Source organism: Microcoleus sp. N9_A2, from assembly GCF_036701775.1.
Taxonomy (GTDB): Bacteria; Cyanobacteriota; Cyanobacteriia; order Cyanobacteriales; family Microcoleaceae; genus Microcoleus.
Genome location: NZ_JAUBRH010000051.1, coordinates 1 through 14,944, shown reverse-complemented (window position 1 = coordinate 14,944; position 14,944 = coordinate 1). Strand labels below are relative to the sequence as shown.

The 14,944-nt window shown below is 47.0% G+C and carries 15 protein-coding genes; 10 read left to right on the top strand and 5 right to left on the bottom strand.

Annotated features, from left to right (window positions below; translation table 11 throughout):
* The first annotated feature begins 159 nt into the window (after positions 1–159).
* Together QUA44_RS23210 and QUA44_RS23205 are read left to right on the top strand one after the other, a co-directional pair.
* The gene (locus tag QUA44_RS23210; protein WP_333254774.1) at positions 160–333 is read left to right on the top strand and encodes a hypothetical protein; all 174 of its coding nucleotides are present in this window, start codon (positions 160–162) and stop codon (positions 331–333) included.
* Between the two features lie 134 nt (positions 334–467).
* Positions 468–2,678 (top strand): peptidase domain-containing ABC transporter, encoded by a 2,211-nt coding sequence (locus QUA44_RS23205; RefSeq protein ID WP_333254775.1) that lies wholly within the window; start codon positions 468–470, stop codon positions 2,676–2,678.
* A gap of 280 nt (positions 2,679–2,958) precedes the next feature.
* Here QUA44_RS23205 and QUA44_RS23200 read toward each other — a convergent pair whose 3' ends face one another.
* Positions 2,959–3,351: a Fur family transcriptional regulator gene (locus QUA44_RS23200; RefSeq protein ID WP_172184862.1), complete on the bottom strand. Its 393-nt coding sequence runs from the start codon at positions 3,349–3,351 to the stop codon at positions 2,959–2,961.
* Between the two features lie 143 nt (positions 3,352–3,494).
* Between QUA44_RS23200 and purS the strand changes: the two genes are divergently transcribed.
* The 7 genes from purS (at position 3,495) to QUA44_RS23165 (ending at position 10,216) form a co-directional block, all read left to right on the top strand.
* Positions 3,495–3,779 carry a phosphoribosylformylglycinamidine synthase subunit PurS gene (gene purS, locus QUA44_RS23195; protein ID WP_333254777.1) on the top strand — a complete coding sequence of 95 codons (285 nt, stop codon included), beginning with the start codon at positions 3,495–3,497 and terminating at the stop codon, positions 3,777–3,779.
* A gap of 291 nt (positions 3,780–4,070) precedes the next feature.
* Positions 4,071–4,772, top strand: coding sequence for a phosphoribosylformylglycinamidine synthase subunit PurQ (gene purQ / locus QUA44_RS23190; RefSeq protein ID WP_333254779.1), 702 nt, complete (start codon positions 4,071–4,073; stop codon positions 4,770–4,772).
* 231 nt (positions 4,773–5,003) lie between these two features.
* The gene (locus QUA44_RS23185; protein WP_333254781.1) at positions 5,004–7,049 is read left to right on the top strand and encodes an ATP-binding protein; all 2,046 of its coding nucleotides are present in this window, start codon (positions 5,004–5,006) and stop codon (positions 7,047–7,049) included.
* On the top strand, positions 7,042–9,378 hold the full coding sequence (locus QUA44_RS23180) for a beta-propeller domain-containing protein (RefSeq protein ID WP_333254783.1): 2,337 nt from the start codon (positions 7,042–7,044) through the stop codon (positions 9,376–9,378). Before QUA44_RS23185 ends, QUA44_RS23180 begins: the two co-directional genes overlap by 8 nt.
* A gap of 91 nt (positions 9,379–9,469) precedes the next feature.
* Positions 9,470–9,610, top strand: coding sequence for a hypothetical protein (locus QUA44_RS23175; protein ID WP_333254785.1), 141 nt, complete (start codon positions 9,470–9,472; stop codon positions 9,608–9,610).
* A gap of 31 nt (positions 9,611–9,641) precedes the next feature.
* Complete coding sequence (locus tag QUA44_RS23170) at positions 9,642–9,872, top strand: hypothetical protein (protein ID WP_333309948.1); 231 nt, start codon at positions 9,642–9,644, stop codon at positions 9,870–9,872.
* On the top strand, positions 9,869–10,216 hold the full coding sequence (locus QUA44_RS23165; RefSeq protein ID WP_333254788.1) for a type II toxin-antitoxin system PemK/MazF family toxin: 348 nt from the start codon (positions 9,869–9,871) through the stop codon (positions 10,214–10,216). Before QUA44_RS23170 ends, QUA44_RS23165 begins: the two co-directional genes overlap by 4 nt.
* Positions 10,217–10,559: 343 nt before the next feature.
* Here the strand turns inward: QUA44_RS23165 and QUA44_RS23160 are convergent, their stop codons facing one another.
* Both QUA44_RS23160 and QUA44_RS23155 read right to left on the bottom strand, forming a co-directional pair.
* Positions 10,560–10,865, bottom strand: a complete 306-nt coding sequence (locus tag QUA44_RS23160) for a hypothetical protein (RefSeq protein WP_333254789.1) — start codon at positions 10,863–10,865, stop codon at positions 10,560–10,562.
* A 69-nt stretch (positions 10,866–10,934) separates the two neighbouring features.
* A complete protein-coding gene (locus QUA44_RS23155) occupies positions 10,935–11,849 on the bottom strand; it encodes a M23 family metallopeptidase (RefSeq protein ID WP_333254791.1) in 915 nt (304 codons plus the stop codon).
* Between the two features lie 317 nt (positions 11,850–12,166).
* Here QUA44_RS23155 and QUA44_RS23150 point away from each other — a divergent pair, with 317 nt between their 5' ends.
* The gene (locus QUA44_RS23150) at positions 12,167–13,387 is read left to right on the top strand and encodes an HhoA/HhoB/HtrA family serine endopeptidase (protein WP_333254793.1); all 1,221 of its coding nucleotides are present in this window, start codon (positions 12,167–12,169) and stop codon (positions 13,385–13,387) included.
* Between the two features lie 306 nt (positions 13,388–13,693).
* Here QUA44_RS23150 and QUA44_RS23145 read toward each other — a convergent pair whose 3' ends face one another.
* Both QUA44_RS23145 and scpB read right to left on the bottom strand, forming a co-directional pair.
* On the bottom strand, positions 13,694–14,041 hold the full coding sequence (locus tag QUA44_RS23145; protein ID WP_333254795.1) for a DUF760 domain-containing protein: 348 nt from the start codon (positions 14,039–14,041) through the stop codon (positions 13,694–13,696).
* A 42-nt stretch (positions 14,042–14,083) separates the two neighbouring features.
* Entirely contained in the window at positions 14,084–14,599 is a 516-nt protein-coding gene (scpB, locus tag QUA44_RS23140; protein WP_006635908.1) for an SMC-Scp complex subunit ScpB, read from the bottom strand.
* Positions 14,600–14,944 lie beyond the last annotated feature (345 nt).

The window sequence follows — 14,944 nt, the reverse complement described above, 5'->3', positions numbered from 1 at the left end:
GTAGTGCGATCGGATAAATTGTGAAAACTTCTCAGTAATATTCCGGAAATCGCACAGCACTTGAAGAACTATGAGTTAGTAATTACACGAGACTATATAAATTTTATAAAATTTCTATTTCTCGTTCAATCTTATCAAGTTAAATGGAGTCAAATCATCATGCAAGAAACAAAGGACAACGCACTGTTTGCTGAACTCACCCCTGAAGAATCAGCTAGCGTCAATGGCGGTCACTATTACGATCGCTGTCACCGCCGTCGGCGCAGTTGGGTTGTATACCGCCGGAATTGCGACGGTTCCTTCAAAAGAGTAGTCCGCTACGCCTACTACTAAAGTTTACTGCTCTCAATTGAGCTCTATAACTGTGGAGCAAAAAAGCACCCATAACTTTATGGGTGCTTTTTGCTGATTGGCTAGTTGGTGATGAGTAATGTTCATTATGCTCTACCCATTATTCATTTTTCAAAATGTTAAAGAACATCCCTTTGATCGGCAAAATGCCATTATTCGGACAAGTTAACAGGTTTAAGAAATATCAGGTTGTGATCCAGCAGAGCGAAGAAGATTGCGGGGCGGCTTGTTTGGCTTCGATAGCGAAATTTTACGGACAGAATTTTACTATTAGTCGCTTGCGAGAATGTGCGGGCACTGGCCAAAAGGGGACGACTTTACTGGGCTTGAAACAAGGTGCTGAGGCGATCGGCTTTAATGCTCGATCCGTGCGAGCAGCCGCTGCTATTTTAGACAAAATTGACGAAGCACCTTTACCGGCAATTATTCACTGGAGTGGTTATCACTGGGTTGTTTTGTACGGAAAACAGGGCGAAAAATATGCGATCGGCGATCCCGCTGTCGGTATGCGCTATGTTTCTAAAGCAGAATTAGCAGCAGCTTGGACAGATTGGCTGTGCTTGCTAGTAGAACCGGATGCGGAGCGGTTTTTTGCGGCCGCAGAGGGTCAACCCCCCGCCAATTCTTTACAAAAATGGATGCGCCGGATTGGGATTTATCGCCCGATTTTAATGGAAGCATTTTTGCTGAATGCAGTGTTGGGTTTGCTGTCGATTTCTTCGCCTTTTCTCGTTCAACTGCTCACCGACGACATTCTGGTGCGGGGCGACAGACAACTCCTGGCGAGTGTGGCGATCGCAGTTATAGTTATGAACCTTTTTAGCAGCAGTTTAGGATTGGTACAGTCGAACTTAATTGCTCAGTTTTCTCAGCGTTTAGAATTGGGATTGGTGATGGAATTTGCGCGCAAATTCCTGCGATTACCTTTGAGTTTTTACGAAACCAGACGCAGTGGCGAAATTGTCAGTAGATTACAAGATATCCAAGAAATCAATAAATTAGTTTCTCAAGTCGCTATCAGCTTGCCTAGTCAATTTTTTATCGCTGTAGTTTCTTTTGTTTTTATGTTATTTTACAGCAAGGAACTGACGTTAGCAGCTACAGCTATAGCTCTATTAATGACTGCCTCTACAGTGGTATTTTTGCCCATTTTGCAGCAAAAAACGCGCAGTTTATTTGTGCTGGAAGCAGAAACTCAAGGCGTCTTAGTAGAAACGTTTAAAGGCGCGCTGACTATCAAAACTACTAGCAGCGGTCAGCAACTTTGGGAAGAATTTCAAACCCGCTTCGGTCGCTTAGCAAAGCTCACTTTTCGCACTACACAAATTGGCATTCTCAACAATATATTTTCTGGGTTTGTTGCCTCTGCTGGCAGCATTACTCTGCTGTGGCTTGGTAGCGGTTTGGTGATTGACAAGGTATTGAGTATAGGTCAGTTGCTAGCGTTTATTAGCATGAATCAAAACGTTACTACTTGGGTGAACTCGCTAGTAGGATTTACTGATGAGATGACTCGCGTGCAGACAGCTACTCAACGGCTGTCGGAAGTCATCGATGCTGAACCCGAAACTAAAGACGATACGAATAAACCTTTTGTAACAATTCAGAACCGCGACGGTATTGTTTGCAAGAGTGTTAATTTTCACTACCCCGGCCGACTTGACTTGCTGGAAAATTTTTCCGTTACGTTTCCCGGCGGTCAAGCAATTGCTTTGATCGGCTATTCTGGCTGCGGAAAAAGTACGCTAGCTAAAGTAATTGCTGGTCTGTATCCGCTGCAATCTGGTAATATTAGAATTGGCGGTTACAACTTGCAGGATTTGTCTCTCGACAGTCTCAGACAGCAGGTAGTATTGGTTCCTCAAGAAGCACATTTTTGGAGCAGATCGATTCTCGAAAATTTTCGTTTGGGCAGTCCAGATATCAGCTTTGAACAGATTGTTAAAGTCTGCAAAATTGCGGGGGCGGATGAATTTATCAGCCAATTGCCGGATAAATATCAAACTGTTTTAGGGGAGTTTGGAGCGAATATTTCTGGCGGACAAAGACAAAGATTGGCGATCGCCCGTGCCATTCTCAATAACCCGCCCGTATTGATTTTAGACGAATCGACCGCAGGGCTTGACCCCGCAAGCGAAGCGGAAGTTTTAGAACAATTGTTGATGTATCGGCAGGGGAAAACCACGATTTTCATCAGTCACAGGCCGCGAGTGATCGATCGCGCCGATTGGATTATCATGTTAGAACGCGGTAGGTTGAAACTGCAAGGATCTGCTGCAAAATTGCGATCGATTCCCGGAGATCATTTAGAGTTTTTGCATCCTTGAGCGAGTTAATAAAACAACAGGTTGAAATCTGTCGCTACACAAACAACACCGGGAGCATCTCACTTTTGCACCCCACCCCAACTCTCCCCGAACCCGCGGGGAGAAAGTAATAAATTCACAAATGATCCGAGGATTGCTATATCGTTTGCGGTTGCATCGGAATCATAAAATCGAGTTAACAGTTAACACTCAACCATGCAGTTTTTCGACCCCTCCTTCTACAGTCAACATTTATGATGAGTGTAACCGGAATTGATATCACTCATGACTAATAACTTTTCTAAGATTCTTGAGCCAAAGTACATCGATCGCACAATCCGAAAAACTCCAAAGTGTGATAATAAATCTTGAAAGAATGAGATTGTTGCAGTTGGCTTTCTAAATGGTGGACAGGGCATTCGTCGATCGTAATTGACGCGCCACATTCCAGACAAGTTAGGTGGTGTTGGTCTTGGTGGGCGGCACCGTAGAGAGACTCGCCACTAGCGAGGGTTCTGACGTGAACGAACCCCTCTCGCTTTAAACCGTCGAGGGAGCGGTAAACTGTTGCTAAGCCCATGCTTTGGTCGCTGTTACGCAGTTCTAAGTAGATATCTTGCGCTGAGAGCGATCGATTCAGGACTTTGAGCAAGTTTAAAATACGCTCCTGACTGCGGGTGTGGTTGGTTCTCATAATTTTTTTCTCGAATCTGCTGGAGTCAAATCTGTCCCTGTTTCTAGGCTATCTTACTTGGGCGAACCAAATGGCGATCGGCGCGCAGCTCGGTTGTAGAATACAATGGGGCTAACTTTCACATCACCTACCGCAACATTCCCGTGACTCAGAAATATCTTGCCCAAATCTATGTTACCCTCCGCCCTTCTGTTTTAGATCCCGCCGGCACTGCCGTACAGTCTGGCTTGCAACACATGGGATACGACAATGTTGAGCGTGTGCGAATCGGGAAGTACGTTGAATTGACGCTGACTGCTGCTGGTGAGTCCCAGGCCCGCGAACAACTCGATCGCGTTTGCGACCAACTTTTGGCGAATCCAGTGGTTGAAAATTATCGCTTTGATTTGACTGAAATTCCTGTTGCTGTGGAGACAGCGGCGACATAAATGCGATCGTCCCTAGGGTGTTTTTAAACCCGGAGATCCCCCCTAACCCCCCTTAATAAGGGGGGGACAAGAGCATTCAAAGTCTCTGTTAAAAACGCGGGAACTCGGAACACTCAAAGTCAACCCCTACTCCCCTTCTTAAGGGGGATTTAGGGGGATCGAGACTTAGATACAAGGGAGAGAAACATAAGATTTTAGTCTTAAGTTGATACCTCTTCCTTCTTCCTGACATCCGTTACATCCGTTACATAATCCGTTGCCGAACTTCCTTCTTCCTTCTTCCTTCAGCTTATGAAATTTGGAGTTATTGTTTTTCCGGGCTCAAATTGCGATCGCGATGTGGTGTGGGTAACTCAAGGGTTACTGCACCAACCGACGCGGATGATTTGGCACGAAGATACCGATATTTCGGATATTGACATCATTGTAATTCCCGGCGGTTTCAGTTACGGAGATTATTTGCGGTGCGGCGCGATCGCCCGTTTTTCTCCGGCGATGCGGGCTACTGCGGAACACGCGAAACAAGGAAAGCTTGTACTCGGCATCTGCAACGGTTTTCAGGTGTTGACTGAAGCTGGTTTGTTGCCGGGGGCGCTGGTGCGGAATGCGGGATTGAATTTTATTTGCGATCGCGCTTCTTTGAAAGTCGAACGCGGTAATACTCCTTGGACTGCGGCTTATACTTTGGGTGAAATCATCGATTTGCCGATCGCCCACGGTGAAGGCAACTATTATGCTGATGCGGATACTTTAGCAGAACTAGAAGAACACGATCAAGTGCTATTTCGCTACTGCACAGAGGCGGGCAAAATTAGCGATGCTGGCAATCCGAACGGTTCGTTAAATAATATTGCCGGCATTTGCAATCGGGCGGGCAATGTGTTAGGAATGATGCCGCATCCAGAACGGGCATCCGATCCGATGTTGGGCGAAACTGATGGGGTGAAATTGTTTCAAGGGTTGTTGATGGCAAGTGTTGCTGCTGTTTTGTAGTTGCAATATTTGAGTTATTGCATTTGTTGCAATAACCGCCAGGGTTTAAAACCCCTGTATCCTAGCGCAAGTTCTCGCAATGAGGACTAAAAACCTTTTGACATCAAGTAACTTTTCAGTCGGTTGAAACCGACTTTCGCTATGAGGCGGGGGTTTAAACCCCCGACGGACTAAACGCAAGCGTGCAAGATATAATTACTACCAACTATTTAAAAGAGGAATGTTTATTTTATGCCGTTAATTGATTTAGCTAATACTAAAATTAGGGTAATTGGATACAGTGCGGTGATGGCTGTTGGTCAACTTATTTCAAGCGCGATCGCCAATCCGGCAACTCAAGCAGCAGCGGGTATGATGGGCGGCCCGATCGCACTTGGGGGAGTTTCTATTTTAGCAGCGATTGCTGGTAGTCTCGCTGAGACTATGGCCGCTGATGAACTGGCAAATCGGATGACGAAAGGGTTGAGCAAAAATCCGAGGATTCTCGATAATCACGATTTGATTAAGGCGGCGGGTGAGGCGATCGGCTATATTTTGAGAGAGGTTGCGAAGTCCGATCGCCTAATTGCGATCGCCGAAACCAAAAAATTGCCTTATCCAGAAACAGCACTCAGTCAATTAGCAGAGAAGACTCCTGAATACTGGCTGGATATTAACACGAATACAGCCGATTTGTCAAGGGGTTTAAACATTTCCGAAGACCAGTTAACCAAGATTTTTTCTGCGGATGCCGAGGAGTTCGATCGAGTTACCGGATTGACAACGGCAGATTGGGCAACTTTCCTCAACGAATTCGCGGCCAGCGAGGGCAAATCCTTCGATGCGGAAATTGTGGAATTTGTGGCGGACAAGCTGTACGCAACTTTCCCGAAAGCGTACCGCGAAGTGCTGAAACTGGATGCGGCGAAGGGAGGAGAAAAGTTTGCGGCGATGCTGTTGAATCTCCACCAAATTGCTTTGGCAGAACTCAAAGATTTGGGGCTGCAGAATGGGGAAATTCTGGACAAATTGGAGGCCGTGGCAACTGGGCAGCAGATTTGTCAAGTGATGGGGAAATTGGAATCCATAGAAATTGGCATCCGATCCGATTTGGGGCAAGTTCAGAATTTGCTGGAACGATTTGTTGATACTTCCGCACCCCGATTGCCGCTTCCCTACGAGTGCGAAACGATTATTCAAGACCGCACTCAAGACTTTACAGGCCGCCAATTTGTCTTTGAAGCAATTATCGAATTCTTGCAGAAAAATCCCAAAGGATATTTTGTTTTAGAAGCCGATCCGGGAGTCGGGAAAAGTTCAATTATGGCCAAGTTAGTGCTGCTGCTGAAGCGCCGCTGTGTTGTCCATTTTAACTCGCAATCTCAAGGCACTGTAAAGGCAAAGCAATTTCTGGAAAATGCCTGCACTCAGTTAATTCAAGCCTTTAAACTGGATTACCCAAAATTGCCAGAAAATGCAACTACAGATGGCAATTTTCTCAGTCGATTGTTGGGGGAAGTAAGTGCTAAATTGGGCGGAAAAAAGTTAGTTTTTGTTGTGGATGCCCTCGATGAAGTCGATATGAGCGATCAGGGGCGTGGCAGCAATGTCCTCTATTTGCCAGATGCTTTGCCGGATAATGTTTATTTTATTGTCTCGAAGCAGCCGAAAAGGCTGCCTTTGCCAAATCATCAGGTTTTTGATTTGATGCAGTACAGTGCAGAAAGTTTGGCGGATGTCAAGCTTTATATTGACAAACGCACTAGCAACAGCGCGTCAATTCAGAGTTGGATTAACCGTCAAAATTTGCAGCGAGAACAGTTTGTGGCGGCGGTGGCGGAAAAAAGCCAGAATAATTTTATGTACCTGCGCTACGTGCTGAATGATATCGACAGCGGCAAGTACAGCGATGTGAATTTGCAAGATTTGCCGAGGGAGTTGGAAGGATATTATGAGAAGCACTGGGCGCGGATGGAAATGGCGGTGAGAGATAAAGAATTGCGCCGCCGGAAGTTGAAGGTGATTTATTTGTTGACCAAAACTCGCAAGCCGGTTTCCTGCGATATTTTGGCGGATTTTGCTGAGGAAGATGCTTTAGATTTGCAGGAAGTTCTGGATGATTGGGAACAGTTTCTGCGCCGTAGCGGCGACACTCCGCCTGATTACAGTATCTATCACGCGAGTTTCCAAAGATTTCTCCACCGCAAAGATGTGGTGCAGAAAGCTGGGGTGTCACTGCGGGATATCGAAACGGCGATTTCTGATAATTTGTGGAAGGATTTGTACGGCGATGAGTAAGTTTAAAGAACGGTTGGGGAAAATGTCGCCGCAAAAGCGGCTTTATGCTTTGGAAACTCTGCCGGGGCATTTGGCCCAGAGTGTTCAAGGGGAACGGCTGCATCAGTTGTTGACGGATTTTGATTTTATTGAGGCGAAGTTGGATGCGTTGGGGGTTCAAGCGTTAATTGAGGATTACGATTTGGCGATAGTTTCTGATGTTTTGCTATCGCCGGAGCAAACTGAAACTTTGCGGTTGATTCAAGGGGCAATTCGGAAGTCGGCGCACGTTTTGGAGAGGGATAAAACGCAATTAGCAGGGCATTTGTTGGGGAGGTTGCTACCTGATGAAATAACTATGATTATAGATGAATCTAAGTATTTTTGGGAGTATTTACCATTAATTTCTAGATTTTCCCCCCGTAAACCTGTCAAAAAAGTGACGGAAAAAATCTCATCTCCTGATGACATTCAAGCCATGCTAGAACAAGCAAAGCAGTCGAAAAATACTCCTTGGCTGCGGCCTTTGAAGGCTAATCTGGAAAGGGCAAATGAGGGTGCGCTGCAGACGCTTGCCGGTCATACTGACGGGGTAAAAGCAGTCGCGATCGCACCAGACGGCAAACGAGTGATTTCGGCTTCAGGGGATAAAACCCTGAAAATCTGGGACATCGACAGTGGCACGGAACTCAGAACTCTCATCGGTCATACTGGTGAGGTATGGGGAGTAGCGATCGCACCAGACGGCAAACGAGTGATTTCGGCTTCAGACGATAAAACCCTGAAAATCTGGGACATCGATAGTGGCACAGAACTCAGAACTCTCACCGGTCATACTGGCGAGGTATGGGGAGTAGCGATCGCACCAGACGGCAAACGAGCAATTTCGGCTTCAAAGGATAAAACCCTGAAAATCTGGGACATCGACAGTGGCACTGAACTCAGAACTCTCATCGGTCATACTTATGCGGTAACAGCAGTCGCGATCGCACCCGACGGCAAACGAGCGATTTCGGCTTCAGGCGATAAGAAAATCTGGGATGGGGATAGAACCCTGAAAATTTGGGACATCGACAGTGGCACAGAATTGAGAACTATCATCGGTCATTTTAGGTCGGTATTATCAGTTGCGATCGCACCAGATGGGAAACGAGCAATTTCGGCTTCATGGGATAAAACCCTGAAAATCTGGGACATCGACAGTGGCAGGGAATTGAGAACTCTCACCGGTCATATTGTTGTAGTATTTGCCGTTGCGATCGCACCCGACGGCAAACGAGTGATTTCCGCTTCAAGGGATCGCACTCTCAAAATCTGGGACATCGACAATGGAAGAGAATTGAGAACTCTCACCGGTCATACTTATGCGGTAACAGCAGTCGCGATCGCACCCGACGGCAAGCGAGCAATTTCCGCTTCAAACGATCGAACCCTTAAAATCTGGGACATTGACAGCGACAGGGAATTGAGAACTATCGCTGGTAATATTCGGGAGGTAAATGCAGTCGCGATCTCACCCGACGGCAAGACAGTGATTTCGGCTTCAAGGGATAAAACCCTCAAAATCTGGGACACAGACACCGGTAGGGAACTGAAAGCTCTCATCGGTCATACTAACTTGGTATATGCAGTCGCGATCGCACCCGACGGCAAGCGAGCAATTTCCGGTTCCTGGGATAAAACCCTCAAAATCTGGGACACAAACAGTGGCAAGGAACTGAGAACTATGACCGGTCATACTAAGCCGGTAAATGCAGTCACAATCGCACCAGACAGCAAGACAGCGATTTCGGCTTCAAGGGATTACACCCTCAAAATCTGGGACATCTACAATGGAAGGAAATTGAGAACTATGACGGGTCATACTGAGTCGGTAAATGCAGTCGCGATCGCACCCGACGGCAAGACAGCGATTTCGGCTTCAGACGATAACACCCTCAAAATCTGGGACATAAACAGCGGCAGGGAACTGAAAACTCTCACCGGTCATACTAGCGAGGTATTGGGAGTAGCGATCGCACCAGACAGTAATACAGCGATTTCCGCTTCAAACGATCGAACCCTAAAAATCTGGGACATAAACAACGGCAGGGAACTGAGAATTCTCACAGGTCATACTGACTGCGTATGGGGAGTAGCGATCGCATCTGACGGCCAACTCGCAATTTCAGCTTCAGACGATAAAACCGTGAAAATCTGGGATCTGCTTAGTGGCAATGAGGTTGCTAGTTTCAGCGGCGATGGTGCGTTTACTTGCTGTGCGATCGCCCCTGATGGACTGACAGTTGTAGCGGGCGATCGATCGGGCCGGGTGCATTTCCTGCGATTGGAGGGAGTTAGCGGCGGGTGATAATTGGATTTTTGGGTCGATTCGGGCGATCTAATTTGAAATCCTCGGCGGTTTCTAACCGCCGGGTTTTCAACCGCCGGGTTTTTGGTGGATGGGCGATCGGGTTTTTGGGTTTATTGGGCGATCGGGTTTTTTGTTGATCGGGCGATCGGATTTGAGAGAAATGTGCGATCGGGTTTTTGTGTTGATTGGAGCGATCGGGTTTTTGGGTTTATGGGCGATCGGGCTATAATACAGAAAACTTGACAACAAAAATGAATGTCATGAGAGAGTTAATCCAACAAGAATTAGAAAAGTTTGATCGAGAACAACTCCAACAAGTATTTGAATTTATTAGCTTCCTGAAATTCCGTGCCAGATTAGTGACTATTCCTGCGATCGACGAAACTAACTTAGCTGCACTCTACAGCGAATTTGCCGAAGAAGACCGACAACTGGCGGAACTCGGAATCAGCGAATATTCAGAACTCCTCAAACATGAGGATTTGGCATGACAATCAGACGAGGTGAAATCTGGATTGCCAACCTCGATCCCACACAAGGTTCCGAACAAGCAGGCGTGCGTCCCACAATTATTTTTCAAAACGATACAATTTCGAGATACACAACTACTGTTATCAGTATTCCTCTCACCACAAATCTGCGCCGTGCATCTCTTCCTTCCTGTGTTTTGATTCCCGGCGGTGAGGGAGGATTGACTCAAGATTCTGTTGCTTTGTGCCATCAACTGCGAGTTTTGGATAAAACAAGATTGCGAAATAAGATTGGTGAAGTCAATCCAGAGATACTGGTACACTTAGAAAATATCATATTATTTACCTTGGGTTACTTGCCTTAAAAAGAGCGAGCAATTTTTATTTTCCAGAGATAGTATTTGGATCGACTTTTAGGGAAAGGGGCGATCGGTTTTTGTGGATGGGCGATCGGGTTTTTGGGTTGATGGGCGATCGAATTTGATTTGTTAGTCCGTTAGTTAGTCCGCGCCAGGGGCTAGTTGGTTCGTTGCCGAGTCCGCCAGGGGTTGAAACCCCTGTCTCATAGCGAAAGTCCTCTGAAAGAGGACTGAAGAGTTAGTTGATGTGTATCGGTTTCATGCGAATTTTCAGTCGGTTTCAACCGACTTTAGCTATGAGACGGGGGTTTCAACCCCCGGCGGGCTGTGTCACAAAGCAGACAAATTTTCAGTCGGTTTCAGGGCGATCGAATTTGAGAGAAATGTGCGATCGGGTTTTTTGTTTATGGGCGATCGAATTTGAGAGAAATGTGCGATCGGGCAATAAGTTGTTCACCAATAAGTGATTAATGGAAACCCGATTAGTGCGATCGTTACTTGTTTCTCGGATTTTATCAGGTTCAAAAAGATTGTGAGTAAAATAAACGGGCTTTGCGTCAGTTGTTTTTGTAAGTGAGTCTGGTAAAATGTTGGTAACATATTTTTTGGAATAGGCAATCGTGTAATAATTCTGCTGCCTATCTTTTTTTACCACAACACAGCTCAATCCTTACCCCCCTCTGGATTTCGGGCGGCTTGTCACCCCCCCAGCACACTAACAATCCTATTTTTTAATAGTCGCTTGCAAATAAAGCAGCGGGTCTTCAGCAACCCAACCCAAACCCGAATTGTAGCGAACTTCAAAATGCAAATGAGATGGCGGAATGTCCCGTTTTCCCGTGGTCCCGACAGTTCCCAAAACTTCTCCAGACAGCACTTTTTGACCGACTTTTACCGCAATATCTTTCAAATGAGCGTAGCGCGTTTGCTTCCCCGCTTCATGGTTCACCACCACTAAATTCCCGTAATCCCCCTGCGGCCCGGCAAAGGCGACTGTCCCCTCGCCTGCGGCCAAAACCTGCGTACCCTCCGACGCCAAAAAATCTACGCCGCTGTGGAAAAAAAATTCGCGCCGCGCCGGATGCAATTGCCACCCGTAACGCAAAGCTTCCACTGCAGGGGCGGGCAGCGGAAATCCTTGCACCGATGGCGTTGCATCGGGATTGATAGAAGGCCCGATCGACCTGTTCACCGCAGGCACAAACACCGTTTTCCCCAAAGGCCTGCACCCATTCGCCTCAAAGAGCAAATCTGCGGGCACTTTGTAAGCTTCTGCCAGTTTTTGCCAATTCCAGCCCGCAGGCACTTCTACCTCGATGCCACTGTACGGAGGAATGACGATCGCACTTCCAGCAGATACTCCACCGCCCCGCAACATCGGATTTATCCCGATCAGCGCCGCAGGACTCACATTGTACTGCCGCGCGATGCTTTCTATTGTTTCGCCCTGGGCCACAGTGTGGCGGCGCAACCGAGACATAGCCGGACTGGGGCAATCGCGGGCGGGGTCGGGGTTTTCTACAGGTGTACCTAAAGGAAGATTTGCAGGTGGGATTTCGGTATTTGCCGCCGTTTTCCCAACGGGTGCGATCGACCAAATTAGTGCAGAAATCAGCGGAAATAAGCGTTTAAACCTCATTATCTATATAAAAAAGTATTCATTGGGGACAGTTGACAATTTTTAAATCCTGTGAAGCTTCATATTTACAAGCTCTAGCCACCCCCCAGACTGTAAATCCCAGGCTAAGCCAAGTTAGGATGAGAATTATTAGTTTGAGTGAGTCGCTCTTGGCAAATCCGGCAAAATTGCCTGTGATGCCCATCAGCGCCTGCCTGTTAACAGCTATGTTCTTGAGGAAGCGGTACGCCCCGCCCCGCTTCCTTCCCGTCGCCAAGACAAAAATGCTTGATTGCGAACGTGTCTGCGGGGATGAGGTATCTAGCGGGAGTTATTAAATGAGTTTATCTTTTAAGCAAACGACCCTTTATGTGACTTTGCTGTCAATCGGCGGAGGTATGGGATGGTTGGGGAATCGCTATCTGCAAGGCTCAAACAATCTGGAAACCGGATTGGTTTTGCCAGTAGTGCGCCAGCAAATCCCCCCCTATCCCTCTCCTCCAGTTCTGGAAAATCGGGCGGTCGATCGCAGCAATCCCAATTTTATTGCTGAAGCAGCCGAAAAAGTCGGCCCGGCTGTAGTGCGGATTGACGCATCGAGCAAGGTGGCGAATCAAGTCCCCGAAGCATTCAAAAATCCTTTGTTTCGTCGGTTTTTTGGGGAGAATTTGCCGCAGCCGGAAGAACGAACCAAGAGAGGTACGGGTTCCGGGTTTATTCTCACTTCTGACGGCCGCATCGTTACTAATGCTCACGTTGTCTCCGGGACGGATACTGTCAAGGTGACGCTCAAAGACGGCCGCGAGTTTGAGGGTAAGGTGCAGGGAGTCGATCCGCTGACGGATGTCGCTGTGGTTAAGATTAATGCTAAGGAACTGCCGCAGGTGGCTTTGGGTCGATCGGACAATATTGTACCGGGACAGTGGGCGATCGCGATCGGCAATCCTTTAGGTCTCGACAATACCGTGACTGTGGGCATTATCAGCGCTACGGGTCGATCGAGTTCTCAAGTCGGCATCCCCGACAAGCGAGTCCGCTTCATCCAAACCGACGCCGCCATCAACCCCGGCAATTCAGGCGGCCCCCTGCTCAATGACCAAGGCGAAGTAATTGGCATCAATACCGCTATCCGCGCCGACGCTCAGGGCTTGGGATTTGCAATTCCGATCGAAACCGCCAAACGAATTTCCGATCAGTTATTCGCCAAAGGTAGAGCCGAACATCCCTATCTCGGCATTCAAATGGTCAGCTTGACTGCCGCCACCAAGGCAGAACTCAACAAACAGCTCGATAATAATAAAATTACCCTCGATCAAGGCGTAGCCGTGACGCGAGTCGTGGAAAATTCCCCCGCCCAAAAAGCCGACTTGCGCGCCGGAGATGTCATTCAAAAAGTTGACGGAATTGCGGTTAACACTCCCGGGGACGTGCAAGAACGGGTGGAAAACACTGTTGTGGGCAAAGAACTCGAACTGGAAATTAACCGTTTGGGTCAAGTTCAGAATATTAAAGTACGTCCGGGTGCTTTTCCCCTATCGGGTAGCGCAGCCGGTGGGTAATACCATTTTCGAGGTTCGATTAAAGAATGGGGAATGACTTACTGCATAAGGATTTCGATCTTACCTACAGTTGCATTCTTTTGTGACACTGGTATTTATTTGCAAACGGTGGAGGATGAAAGATAAATCTGATGCTTTATAGTCTTGGACGCAGCAACCGGGGTTTTTTACCAAAATCCTCGGTGTAGGGCGAGGGATACCCGGTTAACAGCCCGGTTTCTTAATTCCCTGTGCCTCCAGGATTCAGGATTATGGATTTTTCTGAACAACTTTCATCTTTCTGGCTTCCCCAACCCGTTGATCTTTTTACTTGTCTTTGGGCGAGTTTGTTTGAATCGAGCTGGTGCTTGCTAAATTTTCTTCTAGGTGCATCCTCTGCTCCATTTGCCTCAAAAAATAGCCTGTCATCATCGCTGAAGCTAGCAAACCTGCTAAGTTTTCGCGGTCAGTGGTAATTTCGACGTTAAAATTTTCTGAAGGCAAAACGCCGACAAGTCCTTGAACGTTATGAGAGATTATTTCTCTGATGTCGGGGCTGACGGACTTGGCGACTCGGGCTAGAACCTCCGGGGATTGGTGTTGGAGGTACTTCAGCAGTGGATTGACTGCGGTTTGTTGGGCATTGGATGTGTCAAAGTCAGGGTGAAAAACCATTTGGCGATTCTTAATTTCTGGCTGGTTACATTCTACTTCAAACTACTCGTCATTGCTTGGGTACAAATTTGCCTGAAAGTCAATTTGCAATTGTTTTGGGAGTTGGTCTACTTGAAAGTACCGATGAAATTTCTCGGTAACTTGTAACCAATACGACCGCCCCTCAGCCGGCCGCCGTTTGCGGACGAAACCCATTTCTACAAGTTCCTGCACTTGTTGGTAAGCTCCTGAACCTCGCAAGTTAACTAAATCTGGCTGAGCGATGCCGCCTTTGAGGGCGATCGCCGCTAGCGTCCGCAAAGCTCCAACACCTAATTCTGGAGGTATTAAAGTTTGCATTAAACTGGCAAACTCTTCTCTGAGTTGCAGGCTGTATCCTGTGGGGGTTTCGACGACTTCTAATGCACTGTCGCGGTGGGACGAGTCAGACATGAGTTCGATGATGGCGTCTTCGGCTTCGGCTCGATCGCACTTGGCAATCTCGGCAATTTCTGCTATTGAGACCGGCTGACCTTTTAAGTAAAGTATGGCTTCTATTGTTGTGGCTAAGCGAGTCATTTGGGAATTAGTAACGAGGAATTGGGACGTTGAAAGAAGAAGGAAGAAGCAAGAAAGAAGAAGGACTCAGGAAAACAACAGTTATCCGTATTTCCGTAACTTCCGTGTCGTGAATAATGAGAGTTAGTAATAAACATTCCCCTTACACAAATTATTAATAGTGTAGGTTAGGTTGAGGAACAAAACCAAAACTTTCAATTTTCTTTTTTTATATCAGTCCGAGACGCAGAAATATATAGGGCTTGCTGAAAAACTCAGAAAACAGCATTTAAGTAGTCGTGCAAAATTAATTACACAATATTTCGCGTGAAAGCCTTACCTAGCAAGAAGTCTTTATGTAATTAA

Bases quoted from the DNA above. Each gene is read 5' to 3' on its own strand.
- QUA44_RS23210 (WP_333254774.1), top strand. From the start codon at position 160: ATGCAAGAAACAAAGGACAACGCACTGTTTGCTGAACTCACCCCTGAA.
- QUA44_RS23205 (WP_333254775.1), top strand. From the start codon at position 468: ATGTTAAAGAACATCCCTTTGATCGGCAAAATGCCATTATTCGGACAA.
- QUA44_RS23200 (WP_172184862.1), bottom strand. From the start codon at position 3,351: ATGAGAACCAACCACACCCGCAGTCAGGAGCGTATTTTAAACTTGCTC.
- purQ (WP_333254779.1), top strand. From the start codon at position 4,071: ATGAAATTTGGAGTTATTGTTTTTCCGGGCTCAAATTGCGATCGCGAT.
- QUA44_RS23185 (WP_333254781.1), top strand. From the start codon at position 5,004: ATGCCGTTAATTGATTTAGCTAATACTAAAATTAGGGTAATTGGATAC.
- QUA44_RS23180 (WP_333254783.1), top strand. From the start codon at position 7,042: ATGAGTAAGTTTAAAGAACGGTTGGGGAAAATGTCGCCGCAAAAGCGG.
- QUA44_RS23175 (WP_333254785.1), top strand. From the start codon at position 9,470: ATGGGCGATCGGGTTTTTGGGTTTATTGGGCGATCGGGTTTTTTGTTG.
- QUA44_RS23170 (WP_333309948.1), top strand. From the start codon at position 9,642: ATGAGAGAGTTAATCCAACAAGAATTAGAAAAGTTTGATCGAGAACAA.
- QUA44_RS23165 (WP_333254788.1), top strand. From the start codon at position 9,869: ATGACAATCAGACGAGGTGAAATCTGGATTGCCAACCTCGATCCCACA.
- QUA44_RS23155 (WP_333254791.1), bottom strand. From the start codon at position 11,849: ATGAGGTTTAAACGCTTATTTCCGCTGATTTCTGCACTAATTTGGTCG.
- QUA44_RS23150 (WP_333254793.1), top strand. From the start codon at position 12,167: ATGAGTTTATCTTTTAAGCAAACGACCCTTTATGTGACTTTGCTGTCA.
- QUA44_RS23145 (WP_333254795.1), bottom strand. From the start codon at position 14,041: ATGGTTTTTCACCCTGACTTTGACACATCCAATGCCCAACAAACCGCA.
- scpB (WP_006635908.1), bottom strand. From the start codon at position 14,599: ATGACTCGCTTAGCCACAACAATAGAAGCCATACTTTACTTAAAAGGT.